This is a genomic window from Acidobacteriota bacterium (genome assembly GCA_020845575.1).
Taxonomy (GTDB): Bacteria; Acidobacteriota; Vicinamibacteria; order Vicinamibacterales; family Vicinamibacteraceae; genus Luteitalea.
This window is the reverse complement of sequence record JADLFL010000012.1, coordinates 219,930-242,753: the sequence shown is the minus strand read 5'-3', so window position 1 is coordinate 242,753 and position 22,824 is coordinate 219,930. Positions and strand designations below refer to the sequence as shown.

Annotated in this window: 22 protein-coding genes; 13 read left to right on the top strand and 9 right to left on the bottom strand. The window is 67.7% G+C overall.

Going from position 1 to position 22,824, the window contains the following annotated elements; genetic code table 11:
- The first annotated feature begins 9 nt into the window (after positions 1–9).
- The 3 genes from IT182_03275 to IT182_03265 are packed head-to-tail and all read left to right on the top strand — an operon-like array spanning position 10 to position 6,694.
- Complete coding sequence (locus tag IT182_03275) at positions 10–3,033, top strand: DEAD/DEAH box helicase (GenBank protein ID MCC6162351.1); 3,024 nt, start codon at positions 10–12, stop codon at positions 3,031–3,033.
- Entirely contained in the window at positions 3,027–4,151 is a 1,125-nt protein-coding gene (locus IT182_03270; GenBank protein ID MCC6162350.1) for a metallophosphoesterase family protein, read from the top strand. The genes IT182_03275 and IT182_03270 overlap by 7 nt, the downstream gene beginning before the upstream one ends.
- Complete coding sequence (locus IT182_03265; GenBank protein MCC6162349.1) at positions 4,148–6,694, top strand: AAA family ATPase; 2,547 nt, start codon at positions 4,148–4,150, stop codon at positions 6,692–6,694. The genes IT182_03270 and IT182_03265 overlap by 4 nt, the downstream gene beginning before the upstream one ends.
- Before the next feature lie 55 nt (positions 6,695–6,749).
- Here the strand turns inward: IT182_03265 and IT182_03260 are convergent, their stop codons facing one another.
- From IT182_03260 to IT182_03245, 4 genes are read right to left on the bottom strand one after another with little or no spacing between them, the layout of a single operon-like run.
- The gene (locus IT182_03260; GenBank protein MCC6162348.1) at positions 6,750–7,301 is read right to left on the bottom strand and encodes a RidA family protein; all 552 of its coding nucleotides are present in this window, start codon (positions 7,299–7,301) and stop codon (positions 6,750–6,752) included.
- A 14-nt stretch (positions 7,302–7,315) separates the two neighbouring features.
- Positions 7,316–7,603 carry a 4a-hydroxytetrahydrobiopterin dehydratase gene (locus tag IT182_03255; protein ID MCC6162347.1) on the bottom strand — a complete coding sequence of 96 codons (288 nt, stop codon included), beginning with the start codon at positions 7,601–7,603 and terminating at the stop codon, positions 7,316–7,318.
- 3 nt (positions 7,604–7,606) lie between these two features.
- Complete coding sequence (locus IT182_03250; GenBank protein ID MCC6162346.1) at positions 7,607–8,194, bottom strand: hypothetical protein; 588 nt, start codon at positions 8,192–8,194, stop codon at positions 7,607–7,609.
- A gap of 32 nt (positions 8,195–8,226) precedes the next feature.
- Complete coding sequence (locus IT182_03245) at positions 8,227–8,613, bottom strand: DUF3224 domain-containing protein (protein MCC6162345.1); 387 nt, start codon at positions 8,611–8,613, stop codon at positions 8,227–8,229.
- Positions 8,614–8,848: 235 nt separating this feature from the next.
- Here IT182_03245 and IT182_03240 point away from each other — a divergent pair, with 235 nt between their 5' ends.
- The 4 genes from IT182_03240 to IT182_03225 all read left to right on the top strand — a co-directional run bounded on the left by IT182_03240 (position 8,849) and on the right by IT182_03225 (position 11,451).
- Complete coding sequence (locus IT182_03240) at positions 8,849–10,432, top strand: sulfatase (protein ID MCC6162344.1); 1,584 nt, start codon at positions 8,849–8,851, stop codon at positions 10,430–10,432.
- A 61-nt stretch (positions 10,433–10,493) separates the two neighbouring features.
- On the top strand, positions 10,494–10,703 hold the full coding sequence (locus IT182_03235; GenBank protein ID MCC6162343.1) for a type II toxin-antitoxin system HicB family antitoxin: 210 nt from the start codon (positions 10,494–10,496) through the stop codon (positions 10,701–10,703).
- On the top strand, positions 10,703–10,939 hold the full coding sequence (locus IT182_03230) for a type II toxin-antitoxin system HicA family toxin (protein ID MCC6162342.1): 237 nt from the start codon (positions 10,703–10,705) through the stop codon (positions 10,937–10,939). Before IT182_03235 ends, IT182_03230 begins: the two co-directional genes overlap by 1 nt.
- A gap of 110 nt (positions 10,940–11,049) precedes the next feature.
- Positions 11,050–11,451, top strand: coding sequence for a hypothetical protein (locus IT182_03225; GenBank protein ID MCC6162341.1), 402 nt, complete (start codon positions 11,050–11,052; stop codon positions 11,449–11,451).
- Here IT182_03225 and IT182_03220 read toward each other — a convergent pair.
- Complete coding sequence (locus IT182_03220; GenBank protein ID MCC6162340.1) at positions 11,448–11,636, bottom strand: hypothetical protein; 189 nt, start codon at positions 11,634–11,636, stop codon at positions 11,448–11,450. The two genes, IT182_03225 and IT182_03220, sit on opposite strands and share 4 nt — an antisense overlap.
- Positions 11,637–11,659: 23 nt before the next feature.
- Between IT182_03220 and IT182_03215 the strand changes: the two genes are divergently transcribed.
- Entirely contained in the window at positions 11,660–12,751 is a 1,092-nt protein-coding gene (locus IT182_03215; protein ID MCC6162339.1) for an ADP-ribosylglycohydrolase family protein, read from the top strand.
- A 64-nt stretch (positions 12,752–12,815) separates the two neighbouring features.
- Here the strand turns inward: IT182_03215 and IT182_03210 are convergent, their stop codons facing one another.
- The 4 genes from IT182_03210 to IT182_03195 all read right to left on the bottom strand — a co-directional run bounded on the left by IT182_03210 (position 12,816) and on the right by IT182_03195 (position 18,289).
- Entirely contained in the window at positions 12,816–14,447 is a 1,632-nt protein-coding gene (locus IT182_03210) for a hypothetical protein (protein ID MCC6162338.1), read from the bottom strand.
- 3 nt (positions 14,448–14,450) lie between these two features.
- Positions 14,451–15,779, bottom strand: a complete 1,329-nt coding sequence (locus IT182_03205) for a TldD/PmbA family protein (protein MCC6162337.1) — start codon at positions 15,777–15,779, stop codon at positions 14,451–14,453.
- A gap of 13 nt (positions 15,780–15,792) precedes the next feature.
- Positions 15,793–17,352, bottom strand: a complete 1,560-nt coding sequence (locus IT182_03200) for a TldD/PmbA family protein (GenBank protein ID MCC6162336.1) — start codon at positions 17,350–17,352, stop codon at positions 15,793–15,795.
- Between the two features lie 112 nt (positions 17,353–17,464).
- Positions 17,465–18,289 carry a polysaccharide deacetylase family protein gene (locus IT182_03195; protein ID MCC6162335.1) on the bottom strand — a complete coding sequence of 275 codons (825 nt, stop codon included), beginning with the start codon at positions 18,287–18,289 and terminating at the stop codon, positions 17,465–17,467.
- 185 nt (positions 18,290–18,474) lie between these two features.
- Here IT182_03195 and IT182_03190 point away from each other — a divergent pair, with 185 nt between their 5' ends.
- From IT182_03190 to IT182_03170, 5 genes are all read left to right on the top strand, one after another.
- Entirely contained in the window at positions 18,475–19,488 is a 1,014-nt protein-coding gene (locus IT182_03190) for a Fic family protein (GenBank protein MCC6162334.1), read from the top strand.
- An 89-nt stretch (positions 19,489–19,577) separates the two neighbouring features.
- The gene (locus IT182_03185; protein MCC6162333.1) at positions 19,578–19,994 is read left to right on the top strand and encodes a DUF1905 domain-containing protein; all 417 of its coding nucleotides are present in this window, start codon (positions 19,578–19,580) and stop codon (positions 19,992–19,994) included.
- A complete protein-coding gene (locus IT182_03180) occupies positions 19,991–20,926 on the top strand; it encodes a hypothetical protein (protein ID MCC6162332.1) in 936 nt (311 codons plus the stop codon). The genes IT182_03185 and IT182_03180 overlap by 4 nt, the downstream gene beginning before the upstream one ends.
- Before the next feature lie 216 nt (positions 20,927–21,142).
- A complete protein-coding gene (locus IT182_03175) occupies positions 21,143–21,748 on the top strand; it encodes a hypothetical protein (GenBank protein ID MCC6162331.1) in 606 nt (201 codons plus the stop codon).
- A 36-nt stretch (positions 21,749–21,784) separates the two neighbouring features.
- The gene (locus IT182_03170; protein MCC6162330.1) at positions 21,785–22,759 is read left to right on the top strand and encodes a sugar phosphate isomerase/epimerase; all 975 of its coding nucleotides are present in this window, start codon (positions 21,785–21,787) and stop codon (positions 22,757–22,759) included.
- Positions 22,760–22,824: the final 65 nt, after the last annotated feature.

Sequence of the window (22,824 nt, the reverse complement as noted above, 5' to 3'; positions counted from 1 at the left end):
CCTACCTTCATGACACGCAGACTCAGCCCCATCCAGCGCCGACTGCTGGCCGAAGACCTCGTCCGCATCCGGCGGCCTGACGAGCAGCGGCGATACGCCACGTGTCAGCGTCAGGGTCGTGTCGATCCGAACCCGCACCAGATCGACGCCGTCGTGTTCGCCCTGCGCCGCATCCCCGAAGGCGGCTGCATCCTCGCCGACGAGGTCGGCCTCGGCAAGACCATCGAAGCGGGTCTGATCATCTCGCAGTTGATGGCCGAGGGCATGCGTCGCGTGTTGCTCGTGGTGCCCAAGGCCCTGCTCGGCCAATGGCAGACGGAGTTGTACGCGCTCTTCGGCATCGAGGCGCGCGAAGGCCGTCTCGACCCGGAGTCGTTCGGCGGCACGGGCGTCTTCCTCGCGCATCGCGAGCTCGCGGGTGGTCCGAAGGGAGCCTCGGTGCTCAAGGCCGTCGACCCCTTCGATCTCGTGGTGGTGGACGAAGCGCACGAGATCTTCTCCGGGATCTACAAGCGCTACGGCAAGGACGGCGCGTACGACCAGGACTCCACGCACGCGCAGACGGCGGGACGCCTGCGCGAAGTGATCAGGCGTGGACGCACGCCCGTCGTGCTGCTCACGGCCACGCCGATCCAGAACTCGCTCGCAGAATTGTGGGGGCTCGTGCAGTACGTCGAGCCGACGGGCACGCTCCTCGGACGGCTGCCCACGTTCCGGGAGCGATTCTGCGAGGCGGGCGATCGGACGGTGCTGCCCGATCAGGCGCGCGAGCTCAGACGTCGACTGCAGACGGTGCTGCAGCGCACGCTCAGGCGTCAGGCGCAGGAGTTCCTGCAGGTGCCGTTCGTCGAGCGGCACTCACGCGTGTTCGAGTACGCGATGAGCCCGGAGGAGCAGGCGCTGTACACGGACGTCACCGCGTGGCTGATGCGCGAACGCCTGCACGCATTCCGGGGCACGCAGCGTCACCTGCTGCTCATCGGCTTCCATCGGCGCATGGGATCGTCACTGGCGGCGTTGGCCGAGAGTCTCCAGCGCGTGGCGCAGCGCCTCCGCGATCGACTTGCGCGGCGCGGCCACGCGGTCTCTGACGATGGGACGCAGTTCCTGCGCGAGATGGCAGCGGATCTCGAAGACGACGAGAGCCTCTCGGCGCAAGGCGGTCCGGATGGCGACGAGGCAGACGAGGCCCTCGATGCGCGGGATGCCATCTCCGAACTCGATGAAAGCCTCCGCGAGGAACTCGAAACCGTGGCGGCGTTCGCCGTGCGCGCGCGAACTCTCGGCCACGACAGCAAGGCTCATCGCCTGCTCGACGCGCTCGCGCTCGTCCGTACGCGTGGCGTCGAAGGCACCGGCTCCGGCAAGGCCGTCATCTTCACCGAGTCTCTGACGACGCAGGACTACTTGCGCGCGTTGCTCTTGGAGCATGGCCACGAGCCAGGCGACATCACGGTGTTCCGTGGCGACAACGAAGGACCGGAGGCAGAGCGCGCACTCGAGCGGTGGGAGGCCGACGAGGGACACGCCATCGCTCCTGCCCATCGTCCGAGCCGCGACGTGGCCATCCGTCTCGCGCTCGTCCACGAGTTCAGGCATCGCTCGAAGGTCTTCATCTCGACAGAGGCGGGGGCCAAGGGGCTGAATCTCCAGTTCTGCGACACGATCGTCAACTACGACCTGCCGTGGAATCCGCAGCGCATCGAGCAGCGCATCGGGCGCGTGCACCGCTACGGTCAGCAACGCGGCGTCACGGTCATCAGCTTCCTGGCGGCGGGCAACGTGGCGCAGCGGCTCACGCTCGACATCCTCACGCAGAAGCTCGATTTGTTCGGCAAGGTGCTCGACGCATCGGACGCGGTGCTCTACGAGCCGTCGCGCACGGCGCCCGAGTCGCTCGTGGCCAGCGTGAGCGTGGACTTCGAAGCGGAACTGCGCACGATCTACGGCCGCGCGCGTTCGATCGACGATGTGGCGGCAGACCTGCGCCATCTGCGCGACACGATGGAGAGCCGGAAGCGCGCATTCGACGAGGTGCAGGATCGCGCGTCGGATCTCATCGAGACCCGGCTCGACGAGGCGGTACGGCAGGTGCTTGCGCGCTATCAGGGCGCGCTGCCGGCCGAACTCGAAGGCCTCGATCGAGACGTCGATCTGGTCGTACGCACCTGGCTGGACGATGAGGGTGTGGCATACGAGCGCGACGAACAACCCGGTCGCGTCGGCTACCGTGTGCAGTCCCACGCTGCACTGCCCGACGGCTATCGCGATGGCTTCGTCGCGATCGTCGGCGACGCGCGCGCCATCAGCGAGGGCGAAGCGCTGCACGTCGGGCATCCCGTCGTGCAGGCGGCGATCGACGCCGCGCGGCGTGCCACTGACTCACCGCTGCACGTGGTGTTCGAAGCAGATACTGGCCCGGCAGACGATGTGCGCGCGCTCGTGGGACGCCGCGGCAGGCTGGTGGTCACGCGCGCGGCGTACAGGGGCATCGAGCGCGTTGACAACCTGATGTTCACTGCGGTCGTTGATGGCGATGACGACCCGCTCGCGGCGACTGTCGTCGAGGGCCTGCTCGCGCTGCCGGTGCGCAAGTGCCAGGCCATCGGCGACCACACCGCGAACCAGCCATTGCAGGATGCGATCGACGCGGCGCTCTTCAGCGATCAGGCGGCGACGGCGGCACGCGACGAGGCGCGCTTCGACCAGATGCTCCGCCAGCTCGATCACTACCTGGCCGATCAGGTGCTCGTGATGCGCCGCCGGGAGTCGCGGCTGACCGCGCAGATCGCCGAACTGCGCGAGCGACGCCAGCGCACGCTCGGCGTCGACGCGGGCGATGCAACGGACACGCGCGCCGCGCAGGTCTCGAAGGAACGCGATCTCGTGGCGCGACAGATCGCACACCTCGAAGACGGCGGCGACGACGAGTATCGCGAGTGGCGCGATCGGCTGTTCGCGCGGCGATACGCCAGGCCCGACGTGACGCGCGTGCTCGACGTACGGTTCGACGTGGTGGACGGCGCATGCTGAAGCTGCTGCACACCGCCGATCTGCACCTGGGGCTGGAATCGGCACAGTTCGACGCCGACGCTCGTCGCCGGCTCGCGCGGGCGCGGCTCGACGTGGCGCGCACGATCCTGTCGGTGGCCGAGCAGTACGCCGTCGATGCCGTGCTCTGGGCCGGCGACATCTTCGACACGCCCGAGCCCGGCGAGGACTGGTGGCGCGGATTCGCGAACGTGCTCACGAGCCGCGACGGCTGGAGCCGGCCCGTCGTGCTGCTGCCAGGCAATCACGACCCACTCAAGCCTGGCTCCGTCTACCACGCGACGCACCCGTTTCGCGCACTCCTGCCACCGTGGGTACACGTGGTGGATTCGGACGCCTTCGCGCTGCCGCTCACACCGGACGCCGTGCTGTTGGCCGCGCCATGCCGATCGACGGCCGGCGCCGAGGACCTCGCGCTGTCGCTTCCAGCGCGCGCCGAGGGCGATACGCGCATCCGCATCGGGATGGTCCATGGCTCCACGTTCGACATCGAAGGACATCAGACCAACTTCCCCGTCGCGCGCGATGCGCCTGCGCGGCGTGGCCTCGACTACCTGGCCGTGGGCGACACGCACGGCTTCCGCATCCTGACGGACGGCGGCGTCGCGCCCATCGTGTACCCGGGTGCTCCCGAGCAGACCCGTTTCGGCGAGTCGGACGCCGGTCATGTGGCACTCGTCACGCTGATGCGCGCCGGTGCGAAGCCGATGGTGACAGCGCACAAGGTAGGCCGATGGGCGTGGCGTCAGGAGACCATCACCAGCCTCGAAGCATTGCATCGCCTGGCGAGCGAGGATCTCTCGACCACGGCCCTTCGCGTGCGGCTCGACATGACGGTCCCCACAGCCGACGAGACCATCGTCGATCGTCTGACGCGGCAACTGCATGGCGACGACGCCAACACGGGCCGCGCGGGCGCGCTGCTCATCGACAGGAGCGGGCTTCGCATCGACGTCGGCGTTGCCGACAACGTCATGGACGATGTGCCGGAGACGCTGTCTGTCGTTGCCAGGAGGCTCGCGGCCGCGGCAGAGACAGACGATGACGCGAGACGCGCGCTCCAGGAGCTGCATCGTCTCGTGAGCGAGGAGCGGGCGTGAGGCTGCGGCACCTCGACGTCGCGGACTTCCGCGGGATTCGCCAGGCGTCCGTCATCTTCGGACGCGGACTCACCGTGCTCCATGGACCGAACGAGCTCGGCAAGTCCACGCTCGTCGAGGCGATTCGCGCAGCGTTGTTCGTGCAGTACTCGTCTCAGGCGGGACACGACTTCGTGACGTGGGGCGGCGCGAAGCCGGCGTGCGTCACGCTGACGTTCGAGCATGAAGGCGTGCTGTGGCGCGTGTCGAAGCGATTCGGGCCGAGGGCGGCAGCGGCACTCGAGTCGAGCGAGGATGTCGAGCCACCGCGGTTCAGGGAGGTTGTCGCGGGCAGGGGCGTGGAAGGCCGGCTGCGCGAACTGCTTGCGTGGGGTATCGCGGCGCCGGCTGCGAGGGGGGCCTCGCCGAAGGCCGAGAGCTTCCTGCTCACGGCGCTGCTCGGTAAACAGGGCGAGGTCCAGGCGATTCTCGACGCCAGCCTGGACGATGACCGCGACGAGACGGGTAAGTCGCTGGTCACGCGCGCGATGGGCGCGCTCGACGGGGATCCATTGGTGCGGCGCATTATCGATCGGCTCACCACGCGTGTCGAGAGCATCTTCACGTCTCAGGGCGAGTTCAAGACCGCCGCCGATTCGCCGCTCGTCAAGCTGCAACAGCACCTACGAGCGCAGGAACGCCTGCTCCAGACGTTGCGGAGCGACGAGGAGGCGGGAGCGACGATCCGCCAGACGGTCGTGCGGCTTCAGGACGAGCAGCAGCGTCTGCGTGCCGACGTCGACGCCGCGAAGTCCGTGGCCGATGCGGCCGCGGCGCACGCCGAACGCGTGCGAGCCAGGGCGGCACTTGACGCCGAGGTCGATCGACTGAGAGCGCAGAACATCGCCAAGGCAACTGCGCAGCTCGATGACGCCCGCCAGCGACAGCAGGCAGAGCGCGACACGCTCGACGCGGCGGACGCGGAGCTTCTCCTCCTTCAGGCAGTGGATTCCCATCTCGCGATCGAGGAACAGCGCGCCATGGTGCGAGCGCTGGAAGAGGATGCCGATCGTGCGCGGGATCTTCGTGCGCGTGCCGAAGCGATGCGCACCGAGGCGTCGGCGATCGAACGACAGGTAACGGATCGCACACTGCCGACGCGTGAGCGCGTCGATGCATGGCGGGCACTCGACGCGGACCTGAGAGCGCATCCCGTGCCGGCATCCGCGCCCGCGTCAGCCATACTGCCAGCCGTCCTCATATTCATTGGCACGTTCATCATCTCGGCAGCCATCGCGTACCTCTCCGGCGTGCTGACACCGGTTGCCGCAGCACTCGCCGGCGTCATCGTCGGTGGTGTGGCAGGCGGTGTGGCGTGGGCCGTGAGCGAACGTGCGGTGCGCGCGCGGCTGGCGGACTACGACTTGCGAGTCAGACGACGTGACAGATGGACGCAGGAGGTAGAGCCGTCACTGCGCGCCGCGAGCCTGACCACGCTGGCCGACTACGAGCGTGCCGTAGCCGACGTCGAACGCAGAAGGAGTGACGTACGACGCCTGCGCGATGAGGCGGACCTTGCGGATCGGAACGCGAGTGAAGCGGCGCGCGACGCCGCGCGACTGGCGTCGTGTCGGGACGCACTTGCGCGTCTCGAACGTGAGGCACCAGGAGTCGACCCGCACACCGTGGCCGCGCGCGTCGCGCGCACTCGCGATCGAGCGGAAGCGGTCGAGGCGCGCGAAGCTGCCGCGCACGCACGAGACCGAGCCCGGCGGGCGTACGACGAGTGCGCGCGGAACATCGCAGTCGCCGAGCAGATGCTGCGAGATGCGCACGAGACGCCGCTGTCGACACCGGACGAACATCGGGACCAGGTCCCAGACACGCTGCCGTTCGATCTGACCGAGGCGCGCGAAGCGCTCGAAGCCGTGCAGGCACGGCTGGAGCGGTGTACGAACGACCTGAACCACGCGAAGGGACAACTCCACCTCGTGGCCGGACACGTCGGTTCCGAGCGGCTCGCACAACAGGAGGACGTGGTGCGCGTGGCGCGCGACGAAGTCCGCGAACGCGAGCGATCCGAGCGCGCCGCGCTGCGGCTGCTGCGCGAGCTCGAGGCTGTCGAGGCCGAGCGCGCCGCGCACCTCGGACGCGCGATGGCTGGTCCCGTCACGGAGGCCTTCCACGAACTGACGGGCGGACGCTACAGCGCGATTCGCGTGACGCCGGGGCTGCGCACGGAACACGTCGAGGCCCAGGGTGGTGATCGTTCGCTGGAGCGTCTTTCGGTTGGCGCTCGCGAACAGCTCGCCACGCTGCTCCGGCTGGCCATCGCCGGTTACCTGCGCACCGCCGTGGTCCTGGACGATCAGCTGGTGCACAGCGACAGCGCGCGCCTCGCGTGGTTCAACGATCGCGTGCGCGCATCGGTGCGGGCGCACGACCATCAGGTAATCGTCTTCACGTGTCGTCCGGGCGACTACCTTCGCGGCGATGCCGGCAACGAGGCGAGTGACGAAGACATCGTCACCGCCGTCGATCTGGCGGCTGTCGTCTCGCGCTGACTTCGCCCACGGTGTAGGGGCCGGACTTGTCCGGCCCGCCCAGCACGATGGTGGATCAGTCGACGTACGCGATGCAGTCGATCTGGACGAGCACGCCGTCGCGGCCCATCTGGTCCACGCCGCAGCCGCTGAACGACCGCGCCGGCGGCGGGTCCGGGAAGTGGCCCGCGTAGCCCGCGTTGACGAGCGTGAGGTTCCGGTTCGGCTCGGCGACCGTCATGTGCACCTTGAGCACGTTGGCCATCGACGACCCCGCCTGCTCCAGGAGCATGCGCATCGCCTTCAGCGCGCTGTCTGTCTGCACCTTCGCGTCACCGGGTTCCTTCCTGTCCTCCGCGTACCAGCCGCCGATGCCCGCGAGGAACAGGAGATGGCCGGACCTGATGCAATGCGACAGCAGCGGATTCGGTGCCTGCCTGTCGCGCCTGTTGATGGCGACCTTCTTCGGCGTCCACACACCGACGGATGCCTGGGTTGCTGCCGACGACGATGGCGCGGCGGATGCGGCGGTCGCCGAACCCGCGAGCGCGGCGAGTCCGGCCGTCATCGCCGCACGCCGCGACCGAACCGCGACACGAGGGGCACGAGGGGCACGAGGAGTAGACATGGGGGCATTGTCGCCTACTGCAGGCGCGACGCCGCGTGTTCCGTCTGATCGATGCCGGCGATGTCCTTCGCCGTCACGCCACCCTCGCTGTGCGTCGACCACGAGACACGCACCTTTCGATAGCTGATCTGCAGATCGGGGTGGTGGTCGTTCGCCTCGGCGTCGAACGCCAGGCGCGTCACGAAGGCGATGGCGTCGGCGAACGACGGAAGGGCGAACGTCTTCGTGAGCGCATCACCCTGCAGCTGCCAGCCCGGGCGGGTACGCAGGTGAGCGGTGACGTCGTCTGGTGTGAGAGGCATGGGTCACCTCGACGTGGACACCTTGCGCCTCGTGATCGCCACGAGCTCGTTGCCGCCCATCGCCGTTTGTCCCACGGTCATGCCGACGATCTCGAACCCCTCGCCGCCGGCGTCCTGGAGTTCCTTCTCGAGCGTCGACGTGCGCTTGGTTGCCAGCAGGCGGTACTGGTATCGCTGGGCCGGTGCGTCACCGACAGCGCGCTCGAGGATGCACGCCACTTCAGCGCCGCCGAAGGTCGACCTGAACACCGTCTGGCCGACATACTCGAAGCCCGCGTCGCTCGCCTCCTGCAACTCCTTCTGCATCGTCGACGTCTTGCTCGTCGCCAGCAGCCTGTACTCCGCGCGCGTCGCACCCGGCACGCGCTGCATGACGACCACCGCCTCCGCCCCGCCGAACGACGTTTCGCCGCCCATCACGGCGCCGAAGCGGAAACCGGCGGCTGCCGCTTCGCTCAGCTCCTTCTGCATGGTCGACGTCTTGTTGGTGGCCAGCACGCGATACTCCACGCGTGCCGGCTGGGCCTGCGTGGCCGACGCCAACACGAGTCCCGCAAGCATCACCGTCGCACGGCACATCCACACGTTCATGCGTATCTCCTGGAAGAGCGCTTCGCCACGGGCTACGGCTCGAGGTGGTACTCGAACACGTAGAAGTGCTGCTTGTCCTTGATCTCGATGGTCAGGGTACCCGTCAGGCCCGCCAGTTCCCCCTCACCCGATCCGGGCACGACGATGACCGACTGGTGCTGGGCGCCGCGCGCCATGGTGCTGCCGTGCTGGAACGCGAACGAGCCCGCCTTACCGTGCAGCGTGCCCGTCACGCGCTCGATGGCCACATAACCGCCGGAGTCGCGCGCCGCGTTCAGGAACGACAGCATCTGCCCTGTGCTGGTCCCTGTCAGATCGCCCCGAAACGTCTTGTCGATCGTCATCCGGCCAGACGCGAACCGAGCCTCGTCCTCCTGCGGGCTCAGTTTGACGTCGAACTCCCCTCTCGCCGTGGTCATCCTCTGCTCCTGTCTGCGCGCGTCGGGTGCCGCCGCAACACCCGCCAGCGTGACACACACGACCGCCAGGCACATCCCTGCAGCACGCCCACGCCATTCCATGCGTCTGTTAGTACCACAGACGAACGGGGCCAGGGGTTTCAACCCCTGGCGACGCGATGACGAAGCGGCGTATCGTACGTCGGACTGAACGAATACCGCGGCGGGTCACACCGGCGCGACAGGAGAACGAAGGATGCGCAGGCTCGCACTGACGCGGCTGATCGCGATCGCAGCCGTGGCCGTCATCGCCGCGGCGTCGAACGCGGCATGTACCGGAACGCTACGCGGCGAGACACCCTCGCCTGACGCGCGGCAGGACGCCGCCCTTCCCGCGCTCGAGCGCATCGCCGGCGCGCAGCCCCGCAACGTGGTGTTCGTCCTGGCCGACGATCATCGCTACGACGCGATGAGCTTCATGGGCCATCCGATCGTCGAAACGCCCAACATGGACCGCGTGGCGCGCAACGGCGTCCACATGAAGAACGCGTTCGTGACGACGGCCCTCTGCTCGCCGAGCCGGGCCACCCTCCTCACCGGACGCTACGCGCACCAGCACCGCGTCGTCGACAACAACAACCCGGTGCCGCCCGGCACGACCTTCTTCCCGCAGTATCTGCAACGTGCTGGTTACCAGACGGCGTTCATCGGCAAGTGGCATATGGGCGGCGAGGGCGACGACCCGCAGCCCGGCTTCGATCGCTGGGTGAGCTTCCGCGGTCAAGGCTCGTACCTGCCGTCGAAGAACGGCCTGAACGTGGACGGCACGCGCGTGCCGCAGAAGGGCTACATCAGCGACGAGCTGACCGACTACGCGATCGACTGGCTGCGCGCGCGCGACAAGAACCGGCCGTTCTTCCTGTATCTCTCACACAAGGGCGTCCACGCCAACTTCACTCCCGCCGAACGCCACGCCGGACGACTCGCCTCGCGCACGTTCACGCCGCCGCGCAGTCAGTCGTTCCCGGCGGAACTGGAGGAGCGTCGACCGCGCTGGGTTCGCGATCAGCGCAACAGCTGGCACGGCGTGGAGTATCCGTACCACGGCACACTCGACGTCGGCGAGTACTTCAAGCGCTATGCCGAGACGCTGCTCGGCGTGGACGACAGCCTCGGCCGCGTGCTCGACCTCCTCGAATCCGAAGGCCTGGCCGAGTCGACGCTCGTCATCTACATGGGCGACAACGGCTTCGCGTTCGGCGAGCACGGCCTCATCGACAAGCGCACGGCGTACGAGGAGTCGATGCGCGTGCCGATGGTCATGCAATGCCCGGCACTCTTCGGCGGCGGACGCACGATCGAGGCGATGGCGGCGAACCTCGACATCGCGCCGACGATTCTTGCGGCCGCAGGCCTGCGTCAGCCGGCGGACATGGTGGGCGCCAGCCTGCTGCCGATCGCGCGGGGCGAGTCAGTACCGTGGCGCAGCGAACTGCTCTACGAGTACTACTGGGAGCGCAACTTCCCGCAGACACCCACGGTATTCGCGCTGCGTGGCGACACATACAAGTTCATCCGCTACCACGGCATCTGGGACGTCGACGAACTCTTCGATCTCGAGCACGACCCGCTGGAGATGGAGAACCTCATCGACAAACCCGAGCACGCCGCGCGCGCCGCCGAGATGAGCGACAGGATGTTCGCGATCCTCGCTGACACGGGTGGCCTCTCGATCCCGCTCAACGCCGATCGCGATCAAGTACAACGCCTCCGCTCGCCAGGTGCATTCGGCGCCGCCTCGTTCCCACCTGTCCTCGTCGCCCCGTCGCCACCACGGTAGCGCTGTGTCGACCATCTGCGAAGGACGTGCAGGACAGCAGGACGGAGGAGTATTCTGAAGCATGCGTACGTTCAACGTCGTCATCGAACGTGACCCTGACACCGGCCTCTTCGTCGGTCATGTCCCGGGGTGGCCAGGCGCACATAGCCAGGGCGACACGCTCGACGAACTGCAGGTCAACCTGCAGGAAGTCGTGAGCATGCTCCTCGAGGACGGCGAGCCGAAGCTCGAGTCCGAGTTCGTCGCGGTCCAGACCATCAAGGTGGCGTAGTGGGCAACCTGCCCACCCTCAAGCCACGTGAGGTCGTCGCCTTCCTGGAAGGACTGGGCTTCAGCGAAGTCCGGCAGAAGGGCTCCCACAAGCAGCTTCGGCACGCGGACGGCCGCGGGACGACCGTTCCGTTCCACGCGGGGCGCGACATCTCACCGACGCTGCTGCGCAAGATCGCGAAGGACATCGGGCTGACGGCAGAGCAGCTCATCTCCTCGGATCCAAGCCGCCGTTGACCGCGTTGCGGTAGCCACGACCCTCTCATCCTGCGACACACCAGGCCCCCGCCGGCCCGCCCAAGTGTCAGGTCGCCCGGAAGCCGTGCGTCTTCCTTTCCTGGCACCTCATGGCTCACCGTTACGGCATTCACGGCGACTATCTGAAGGACGGCAAACTCGATCTGCCCGAGTTGCTCGAAATGCCATCCGGCGACGACTGGGCGTGGACCCGGGACTTCATTCGGCATCGTCGGTGGCAGGAGGCCGTCACCTATCGCGACACGGCTCCGCACGAGTACACGGTTCGCAAGTGGGTGCCCGACGAGGCCGGTAACGTCGACTTCGAGCAGTTCGTTGCTCTCATTCGTCGATTCGGCCACGCCGACTTCTACTACCGGATTCGCCACCTCTACTGGGTCGTGGACGAGTTCAAGTACTGGACGATGGGATGGCCGGTTGACGAGACGACGGTGATCAACAGAGCACGGGTCGACGCGGCGGAACCCTGGAAGGACCGGTCGGGTCCCTAGATGTCTTCACCGTCGCGGATTCGGCGGCGGAGCTCGGCCAGCCAGTTTCCGTTGCGCCCGGCGTCGATGTTGATCGGCGGCGGGTCGACAGACGTTGGTGACGGCGGCACGGGAGGTGCATTCACCGGCACCTCGCGTTCAGGAACTGGGGTTGGTTCATGATGCTCGCGCTTCGTGTCGGTCATGATGTGCATCCTACAGGTGATCGATGACTGAACTGACCCTCTACGACAAGATCCACGGCTGCCTCCTCGGTGGCGCCTGCGGCGACGCGCTGGGTGCGCCGGTGGAGTTCGTGTCTCACGAGGCGATCGTGGCGCGCTATGGCGCGGCAGGCATCACGCGGTTCGACAAGGCGTACGGCGGGTTCGGTCTCGTCACCGACGACACGCAGATGACGCTGTTCACCGTCGAAGGGCTGATCCGTGCCTACGTGCGCAGCACACTCGAGGGCAGCTGCCACCCTCCGACCATCGTCCATCACGCGTACCTGCGATGGCTGGTCACTCAGGACGAGCGGTTCGAAGCGTTCGCTGCGAATGAACGGATCGCCGGGCAGATCGATGGGTGGTTGATCCGTGACAAGCGGCTGTGGGCGGCTCGAGCGCCAGGGAGGACTTGCTTGTCCGCGCTTCGCGCGGCTCGAGGGTCGCGCGAGTTCGGCGGCAAGGCCACCAACAACAGCAAGGGGTGCGGCACGGTCATGCGGGATGCGCCGATCGGGCTGTTCCGGTTCGACGACCCCTCAATCGCGTTCGAGTGGGCGGTCGAGACCGCGCAGACCACGCACGGGCATCCGTCGGCGTGGTTCTCGTCCGGTGCGCTGGCGGTGATCATCGCGCACATCGTGCGGGGCGAGTCGCTGGCTGATGCCGCCGGCCATGCACTGGCGACGTTGCAGGATCGCGCCGAGGCCGGCGAGGTTCGCGATGCTCTCCGGCGGGCAGTCGAACTGAGTCGCGTGCCGGACTGGCGCAGGCGTCTACCGGAACTTGGCCAGGGCTGGGTCGCGGAGGAAGCTCTTGCCATCTCGGTGCTCTGCGCGCTGGCCGCCGAAGACGCGCGCGAGGCCATCATCGCGGCGGTCAACCACAGCGGCGATTCGGACTCCACCGGAGCCATCACCGGGAACATCGTCGGCGCGATCGGCGGCGTGCATTCCCTCCCCACGGAGGGGACCGAGCAGGTGGAGCTGCGCGACGTGATCGAAACCCTCTCGCGTGACCTCACAGCGATCGTGAATGGGGCCGATGACGATGGGTTGGCCGAACGATTGTCGGACCGCTATCCGGGCTGGTAGACGCGGCAGGACGCAGACACGCACCTGTCAGCCCGTGGTCGTGTCGCTGTCTTCGAAGCGCGACTCACGCGCGGCGGGCGGTCCACCTGGCGGTGCCGTATTCTCCCAGGCTCACGTCGCCACTCATCGTGCGCGCGTCGGTTGCCGTACCCGTGTAGGTGAAGTTCAGCCTCACGCCGTTCGACGTGTACGACGCGCGGAGGACGACGTCGCGGCCGTGGATCGTGCCGGCGATCGGACGCGGCGCGAAGCTCGCGTGGAGCGTGCCGCTCAGCGCCGATCCATCCTGCGCGAGCACGAAGACGTGCGGCGACCGCCGGGCCGCGAAGTCCACGTCGACGTCCCAGCGGCCGGCAAGATCGAACGCCGCTGACGGTGGTGCCGACCGCGTCGCCGGTGCGCCGGCGAGCACGGCGTACACGCGCTCGGCGATGATCTGCTCCTCACCCGCTTCGAGCTGATACGGCGTGATGTCGATGCTCGGCCGCAGGTTCGGCGGGAACGGGAGGAACGATCCCGCACCGCTGACGGCAATGCGCGGCTCGCCGTCGTACAGCCGCATCTCGACCTCGTGTCCCGTGAGCGCGATGCGCGCCTCGTCCCACGTCACGGCGAGCGACGGCGTGCGATTCGATCGGCCCCTCGGCTGCCTGATCTCCGTCGTCACACCTGGCACCTGCGCCACGCGCGCGGCGATCGTCTCGAGCCAGGTCGTCCACTGCCGCGCCTCGGCGTCGTGATCGCGCGTCTTCCACGCCTCGACCGCCGCGAGCATGCCCATGATCTCCTCGCGACCAACCTTCAGGCCGCGACCGAGACCGTGATGCGGTGCGCTGTTGATCCACGCCGCCTGCACCAGCGCCTTGCGCCCGAGCAACAGGCCTGCGCACTGCGGTCCACGCAGACACTTGCCACCGCTGTAGGCGACGAGATCGGCGCCCTCTGCCAGGTGCGGGTTGGGGACGTCGAGCGTCTCGGCCGCCGCGTCGACGAGGATCGGAATGCGTCGAGGCCCCGCAACATCGGCGATCCGTCGCAGCGATAGCGGTCCTTCTTCGGATCCACGCCCGGCCAGCAGCATCACCATGGCCGTGCGAGGCCCGAGTGCCGCGACGAACTCCTCGAACGTCGCCACCTCGACGACCTTCGCGCCAACGGCCTTCAGCGCATGGTCGTACGCCGAGCGCGAGTAACGCGGCGTCACGATCTCGTCAGGCAGCCCCGCGAGGTTCGGCAACTGCACCATGCGATCGGGGTCGCCGCCGGTGATGCACGCGGCTGTCGCCACGGTGAGCGCCGCCGACGCGCCGGACGTCACGATGCCCCACTCCGCGCCGGTGAGCGTGGCAAGGCGCTGGCCCACGCCGTCCATGAGCTCGTCGATCTGCACGTAGTCGCGCGCCGCGGCGTCCATCGCGCGCTTCACTTCCGGCAGCGTGCGCGACGCGCCGACGATCGTCACGGTGCCTCGCGCGTTGACGAGCGGCCGCACGCCCACGCTCGCGTAGATCGATGGCGTTGCGGCCTGCGCACCGGAAGCCGTCGCGCGCCGCGCGGCAGCGTCGGCGACAACCGCCGTGGCGTTGCCGGCGGACGAGGTGAGCATCGTGGCCGCGAGCGCGCCGCCGCCCTGCAGCATCTGACGACGTGACGCGCGACCGGACAACAGGCGTGTGAGACGTGTGAAGGTGTTCATCGATCAGATCGCGTCGGAGATCGAGGTGAAGGTGAAACCCGCGAGCCGCAGCGGCGGCACCATGAACGGCGACCGGCGGACCGACGCGCCGATCGCCTGCACATTCCACGGTGCGAGCATCGCGAGCATGCCCTGATTGAATCGGAGATTGCGGACCGGGTGCTTCACGCGACCGTCCTCCACCCACCACACGCCGTCGCGCGTGAGACCGGTGAGCACGATCGTGCGAGGGTCCACGAGCCTGACGTACCAGAAGCGCGAGATGAGGAGACCGCGCTCGAGACCGCCGATCAGGCCTTCCATCGGCGTCGGCTTTGCCGATTCGACGATGAAGTTGACGGGACCAGGCGTTGGTGTCTGCTTACGTTCTGTAGCCCAGTACCTGTTGTAGGCCAGACGTTCGAGAACGCCGTCCTTCACGAGCGTGATGCGCTCCGCGGGAATGCCCTCGTCCGCTGCCGGTACCGCCGGCATCTCCGGGTGCATGGGATCGCTGTGGATGCTCAGCGACGGATGGAACAGCGCCTCGCCCACGCGTGTCTTGCCGTCGGCGGCGGAGAAGGCGCTGCGGCCCTCGTCGGCCGTGCGCGCGTCGAGCGCGCCGACGACAAATCCCATCAGGTCCGCCACGGCTTGCGCTTCGAGCACGACCGCGTACGTACCGGGCTCGATCGGGCGCGCGGCCTGCGAGGTCACGGCCTTGTCGACGGCAACCGTCGCGATGCGCGCGGGATCGACGCGGCGCACGTCGAAGTGATCGCCCGCGCAGTAGCCGGAGCCCGTCCCGTCCGCGCTGCGCGCCGTGAGGCTGAACGTCCCTTCGCTCGAACGGAAATAGCGGCGATTGCCGTTGGCCGTCGCCACCGCGATCGCCGACGCGTTGGCCGTGTGGACGCCCGCACCGCTCACGCCGGCAGTGCCGCATGCGTCGAGCACGGCGCGCAGCGCCTTCGCACGCGCGGCGACGTCCACGTCGGCCGTCGCGTCGGAGAAGCCTTTCGACTCCTGATACTCGAGTGGTCCGAGCGTCGGCACGTACTCGCGATGCACCGGCGAGATCCGCGCGATCTGCACGGCCTCGCGCGCGAGCTGCTCCAGGGCCGGTGCGCTCGCGTCGTTGCCGCTTGCCGCGCCACGCCGGCGCTCGATCCACACGGTTACGGTGATTGACAGGTCCTCGGCACGTCCGCTCGTCGTGAAACGGCTGTCGGCAAGCCTCGCGTGCGCCGCGATCGTGCTCTCGACGGACACGACGACGTCTTCCGCACCAGCGGCCTTCGCGTGCGCCAGCACGGTCTCGCAGAGCAACAGCGATTCCGAACGACTCAGCACTGCGCGTCTCCTGTCATGACGAGGCCGCCGTGTTGAGCACCGTGATGTCGCGGAATCGCGCTGGTGGACAACCGTGGCTCACGGCGTTGATCTGGCCCGGTTCGCCCTTGCCGTCTGCCGACGTGCCCCACAGGCGATACGACGCGGGGCCGCCCACGCCGTCACACGCACCCCAGAAGTCGGGCGTACGCGACTGGTACGCGGCGTCCTTGACCATCGCGCCGAGCCTGCCGTTGCGGATCTCGCGAATCACGCCACCGCCGAACTGGAAGTTGTAGCGCTGCTGATCGATCGACGACACGCCACGGCCCTCGATGAACAATCCGTGTTTGATGCCGCTGAACAGGTCGTCGAGCGTGACCTCCGTCGCGGCGGGCTGGAGCGACACGTTCGGCATCCGCGGGAACGGCACGCTCGCCCAGCTGTCGCTGTGCAGGCACCCGTGCGACCGGCGCTGCCCCACCAGCGGCGCGAGCTCACGCGTGGTCTGCCAGTCCACGAACACGCCGTCGCGCACGATGTGCCAGCGCTCCGACGGCACACCCTCATCATCGAATCCCGTCGTTGCGAGGCCCGCCGGCTGCGTGCGATCGGCGACCAGATTGACGATCGACGCGCCGAAGCGCAGCGAACCCGCGTTTGCCGGCTTCAGGAAGCTCGTGCCCGCCATGTTGGCTTCGTAGCCGAGCGCGCGATCGAGTTCGGTCGAGTGGCCGACGGACTCGTGGATGCACAGGAACAACTGCGACGGATCGACAACGATGTCGTAGCGGCCGGGACTGACGGTCTGCGCCTTCAGCTTCTCGACCACGTCGTGGCCGGCCTTCTCGGCATCACGCAGCCAGGGGTAGTCATCCACGTATTCGTAACCCACCAGTTGCGCACGATCGACGACGGGGCGCGACTGGAAGTCGCCCTTCGTGCGGTCGGCAGCCGTGGTGGTGAACTGCGGATACGTGCGCACGAGCCGCTGCGTGATGCGCGAACCCTCGCTCGACGCGAAGTACTTCTGCTCGTCAACGAACAGCAACTGCGAACTGACGAACGACACGCCGGGAACCGCGAGCGCCGTCTCGTTCAGCTTCATGAGGAACGACAGTTTGGTGTCGATCGGCACCTCGAAGGGATCGCGCCTGAACGCGCTCGTCCACGACGTCTTCACGACCTCCACGGGCGCGAGCTCGACTTTTCGCGTGCCGAGCGCGGCGTGCGCCCGCGCGATGGCCACAGCCTGCGTCGCGATCGTTCGCGCCGTCGCGGCGTCGACCCTGTTGCTGGCCGCGAAACCCCAGGCGCCGTCGACGAGCACGCGCAGGCCCATGCCGTAGCTGGCCGAACGCGAGACGTTCTGCACCTGCTTCTCGCGAGTGGCGATCGACTCGCGGCGATAGCGGTTGACACGGATGTCGGCGTAGGACGCACCGAGCCTGGCCGCTGCGGCCAGCGCCTCGTCCGCGGCTTCGGCCCGCTGCGCGTCGGCGGTGGGACCCGTCTGGAAGATCTCGCCCCATGCGGGCACGGCCGCACTGGCGACGAGAACGCCACTCGAGGCAAGGAACTGGCGACGCGTCAGATCGGCTGGCGTCATCGCGCGGATTATATGCGCCCGGCGCGGCGCCACCCACGCCCGACCCTCCATCCACCCATAAGGAGCGAACGGGTTTCAACCCGTTCGTCAGCGCGCGTCAGCGGGTCGCCGCGATCCGTTCCGCCGCCTCGGCGACGGTAGCCAGCCAGATCCCGTTGGCAGGGTCCTTCACGTACGCGAGCAGCGCGTCGAGCATCGCCACGCGTGTGGTTTGCCGGCCGCCGGCGCCGATCTCATGTCCCGCGAGTACGAGCCACGCACCACGGGTTCTGGCATCGTCGAGCAGCGGCAGGATCTGGTCGAAGTCCATGCCGTCCATCTCGACGCCGAGCGTCTGCGCGAAATCGACGAACGCCGGATCGTTGGCGGCCTCGTCGCGCCAGCCGCGCCCCGCCAGGAACTGCTCCGCAACGACAGGTACGTAGCTGCGTGCGTCACGGCCACGCCCGACGAACTTCTGACCGCACGGATACGCGAAGGTCCGCGGCGTCACGCCGAGCAGCGTCGTGACACGCGCGTTGGCCTCCGCGAGTTCCCGCGCCATCCGTTCGAGCGAGTGATCCTCGAGCGCCTTCGATCGCGAGAACGGGAAGTTGCCGGTACACGAATGCGTGAGCGAATGGTTGCCGATCTCATGACCGGCGGCCGCGACTCGCTTCCAGCCCTCCACGTCGCGCTCGACGGCAGACGGCACGACGTAGAACGTGGCCTTCGCGCCATGCCGCGCGAAGACAGGCAGTCCTTCGGTCACCTGGCTCCCCCGCCCATCGTCGAAGCTGAGGCTGAGCGCCATGCGCGCCCCGCCAGGCCAGGAGACAGCCGCCTGCGCACGGAGAGGCAACGGCAGAGCGACGAGCACCGCGGCGATGGCGGCGCCGGACAGGAGCGAGGCAAGCGACAGCATGCGCGACATGCCCGCCATCCTCGCACGCTGGCGCGGTGTTCGGGATGTGATGGATCAGAAGCGCAGATTCTCTATACATGTCGCGCCAGATATGTATAAATTTTCGTCTTTTCTATACACGTCTGGTGCTGCAATGCTAGACTGCCCCGGTGCTGACACGCCTCGATGAGCTGCCTCCAGGACGATTCACCACGCCAGCCATCATGGCTCGCCTCAATGCTTCGAGCAGGCAACTTGCTGAATTGAAAGGGGTTGTATCGTCGATCCCGAACGAGTCGATCCTCGTCAACACGCTGGCGCTTCAGGAAGCCAAGGACAGCTCGGCCATCGAGAACATCGTCACGACCCACGACGAGCTCTTCCAGGACACTTCAGCTGGCCCGGTGTCCGGCGCGGCCAAGGAGGTGGCTCGCTACCGGGAGGCGCTGGTCACCGGTCTCGACCAGGTGCTCGACTCGGGGCTGCTGACCAACCGGCACATCCTCACCATCCAGGCGCAGCTCGAGCAGAATCGCGCGGGCTTCCGCAAGCTGCCGGGCACGGTCCTCATGTCCGGCACGGGAGCCGTCGTCTACACACCGCCGCAGGATCCTGACGAGATCGTCGCCTTGATGGCGCACCTCGAACGCTTCATCAACGAGGATGTGCCCTACGACGCCGACCCGCTCATCAAGATGGCGCTCATCCACCACCAGTTCGAGAGCATCCATCCCTTCTACGACGCCAACGGCCGCACGGGACGCATCATCTCCGTGCTCTACCTCGTGAAGCAGGGCCTGCTGTCGCTGCCGGTCCTCTACCTGAGTCGTCACATCGTGAAGACGAAGCCCGAGTACTACCGTCTGCTCCAGGCCGTCCGCGTCGCCGACGCATGGGAGGAGTGGGTGCTGTACATGCTCACCGCCGTCGAGGTCACGGCGAAAGAAGGCATCGCCACGATTCAGGCGATCAAGGACGCCCTGCTCGACACCAAACACCGTATCCGTGCAAAGCACAGGTTCTACAGTCAGGATCTGATCAACAACCTGTTCCTGCACCCGTACACGAAGATCGGATTCGTCGAACGGGACCTGGGCGTGTCGCGCCTCACTGCCGCGAAGTATCTCGACGCGCTCGTGGCGGACGGGATCCTCGAGAAGCGGAGGATCAGGCGATCGAACTACTACATCAACACGCGCCTGTACGCGATCCTCACCAGCTCTGGCGCGACGTCGTAACCGCGGGCGTTGACAGGCGCGGGGCGGGGGCCAATGATGCGGACGTGGCTCGCAAGACATTCACGACGACGATTCTGAAGGCCGACGACATGCGTGCGACGGGCATCGAGGTGCCTGCCGACGTGGTGGAGCAGCTGTCCAGCGGCAAGCGACCCAAGGTGGTCGTCACGATCCGCGGCTACAGCTATCGCAGCACTGTCGCGGTGATGGGCGGCCGGTACCTCATCGCGCTCGCGGCGGCGCATCGCGAGAAGGCCGGCGTGGCCGGCGGCGACCGCGTGCGGGTGACGCTGGAGCTCGACACGGCCGACCGCACCGTGGAAGTGCCGAAGGACTTCGCTGCGGCGATGCGGAAGGCCCCCGGTACACGGGCCGCCTTCGACGCGCTGTCGTATACGCACCGCAAGGAGCACGTGCGCGCGATCGAGGATGCGAAGAAGCCCGAGACACGGGCGCGCCGCATCGCGACGGCGATCGGTATCCTCAGCGGCGACAGGCGGCGGTGACACGTCCGGCAGTCCACTGGCGATGCGGTGCGGCGTTCGCGTCGCTCGCGATCGCCATGAGTGTCGTGTCGGCACCCGCACGCGCGCAGACGGCCCAGAACGCGTCGCCGATGTCGGATACGACGCGACCGCACCCGCGTCTGACCGAAGCGCGTCCCGCGGGTACGCGTGCGACGCTCCCGATGGGCGAACTGTTCGTGTCTCGCGCGGCCCTCGATGCGCGGCGGGCATCTATGCCGCTCATCGTGCACTTCCACGGTGCGTCGTGGCTCATCGAACAGCACGTGGCGCGGAGCGCACCGCATGCGGCACTCGTGACCATCAATCTCGGCGCCGGATCGGCCAGGTACGCGGCGCCCTTTGCCGATCCCGCCGCTTTCGCGCAACTCCTCGAGCATGCCGCCGACGAAACCTCACGTGCGCTCGGGCGACCCGTGACCTGGTCACGCGTCGTGCTCACGTCCTTCAGCGCCGGCTACGGCGCCGTCAGGGCCGCACTCGCGCAATCAGGCGGTTACGCACGTGTCGACGCCATCGTGCTGCTCGACAGCCTGCACGCGTCGTACGTTCTCGACGGTGACGTACGCGCCGCGCGCACGAAGGATCCGGACGTGAAGATCGCCGACATCGACGTCTTCACGCGATTCGCCGCTGATGCGGCAGCCGGGCGCAAGCGCTTCGTGGTGACGCACTCCGAGGTCTATCCAGGCACGTACGCCAGCACCACCGAGACGGCGAACGCCCTGCTCGCGTCGCTGGCGCTCACGCGACGTCCCGTCCTGAAGCAGGGTCCGCTCGGCATGCAGCAATTGAGCGAGGCACAACGAGGCGATTTCCGCGTGTTCGGCTTCGCCGGCAACTCGGCGCCCGACCACGTCGACCACCTCTACGCGCTCGGCGACTGGCTGCGCTCCTGGAAGCTGCTGCGCTGAACTCGGATCGCCGTCCGGCGCGCTCATGTACGCCGCGGCCAGACGATGGTATCGTCGTCGAGAGCCACTCTGACAGCGCAGATTCCGCAATGGATCGGGGACCTCCGGTTGGCAGGTCCTGCCACAATCCGCGTCAGAAATGCCGAATTCCACGGATTTCGACTTGGCACGCGCCGTGCGCTGTTTCCGGTCGTCAATTGCACCGGAGGAAGCGAGATGCACACGATGATCGAGCGGATGTCGACGGTCGAGGATCACCTGGCGGACGTCGCGGCCAGCCTTGTACGGCTGAACGCGGCCAACGAGCGGATGGAGGCGCGCCACGAGCGCATACAGACGGAGAACGAGCAACTCGAGCGGTCGTCGAAGCGACTGGACAGACAACTCGGGGCATTGGCCAACAAGCAGGGACGGCTGGTCGAGGACATCATGTCGCCGGGCATCAGTCGGGTGTTCCGGCGCATGTTCGGCAGGCGGCGCATCGAGCTGACGCTGGAGCGGCTGACCGTTGCGGATCGACGCGATCCGGGGCGCACGCGGGAGTTCGACTCCATCGTCATCGCGAGCGATCTCGTGCTCGTGTGCGAGACGAAAAGCACGCTGCGGCCGGACGATATCCCCAACTTCATGCAGGGCCTGGCGGAGATTCGCGAGTATCTGCCTCAGGCCAACGGGCGCGACGTGGTGGGAGCGCTGGCGAGTTTCCGTATCGACCCGAGCCTCATCACCGCCGGCGAACGCAAGGGCCTGCTGATGTTCGGCCTCGGCACGGGCCTCGTGCGCATCCTGAACACGAAGGGCTTCGATCCGCACCGGTTCTAGGGAACGGCGGGAGGGCGCATATACTCGGCCACTGTCATGGCTCACCAACACACGTCGCCCACTCGTCGTCACTTCCTCACGCACGCCGCGGCGCTGGCTGGCGGTGCCACCGTTGCGACGGTGCCTGCGCATGCGCAGGGCACACAGCCGCGCGACGCGGGCGCCATCGTCGTGCCGCCGGCGGGCAAGCCGCTGCTGATCGCGACGAAGCTGAGCATGATTGCCAAAGAGGACGGCGGGCGCGTGCTGTCGCTGGCCGAGCGACTGAAGATGGCGACCGCCGCAGGATTCGACGGCGTGGACTTCGACGAGGCTGGCAGCTTCACCGTGGAGCAGGCGCGCGCCGCGGTGCAGGAAACCGGCGTCTTCGTCCATGGCGCGATCAATCACGCGCACTGGAAGCTGCGGCTCACGAGCGCAGACGAGGCGGAGCGCAATCAGGGCCGGGCAAACCTGGAACACTGCGTGCGCCTGTCGCACGCGGCCGGAGGCAACGGCGTGCTGCTGGTGGTCGGTCAGGCGAGTGACGGACCGACGGAGGTGATCGAGGAGCGCGCGCGACAGGAGATCAAGAAGGTGCTGCCGCTCGCCGCGTCGCTCGGACAGATGATCCTCATCGAGAACGTCGGCAACCGGATGATGTACGACATCGAGGGCGGAGCCGACCAGGGACCGCAGCGCTTCATCCGCTTCATCGACAGCTTCACCAGTCCGTGGATCGGCATGTACTACGACATCGGGAACCACTGGCGCTTCGCGCGGCCAGGCGAGTGGATCCGAACGCTCGGCCACCGCTGTGTGAAGCTCGACATCAAGGGCCGCAGCCGCGCGGCAGGCACGATGGTGGACATCACGCACGCGCAGGACGACGTGCCGTGGGACCAGGTGCGGCGCGCGCTCGCCGACATCGGCTTCGCGGGCTGGGCGTCGGCGGAAGTCGAGGGCGGCGGACTCGAGCGTCTCACGCTGGTGCGCCAGCAGATGCAGAAAGCGCTGGGCTTGACGGGTTGAACGGCAACCGGCAATCGGCAACGGGCAACCGGAAGGGGCATACGGGCACGCCGGCAACCGGAAAG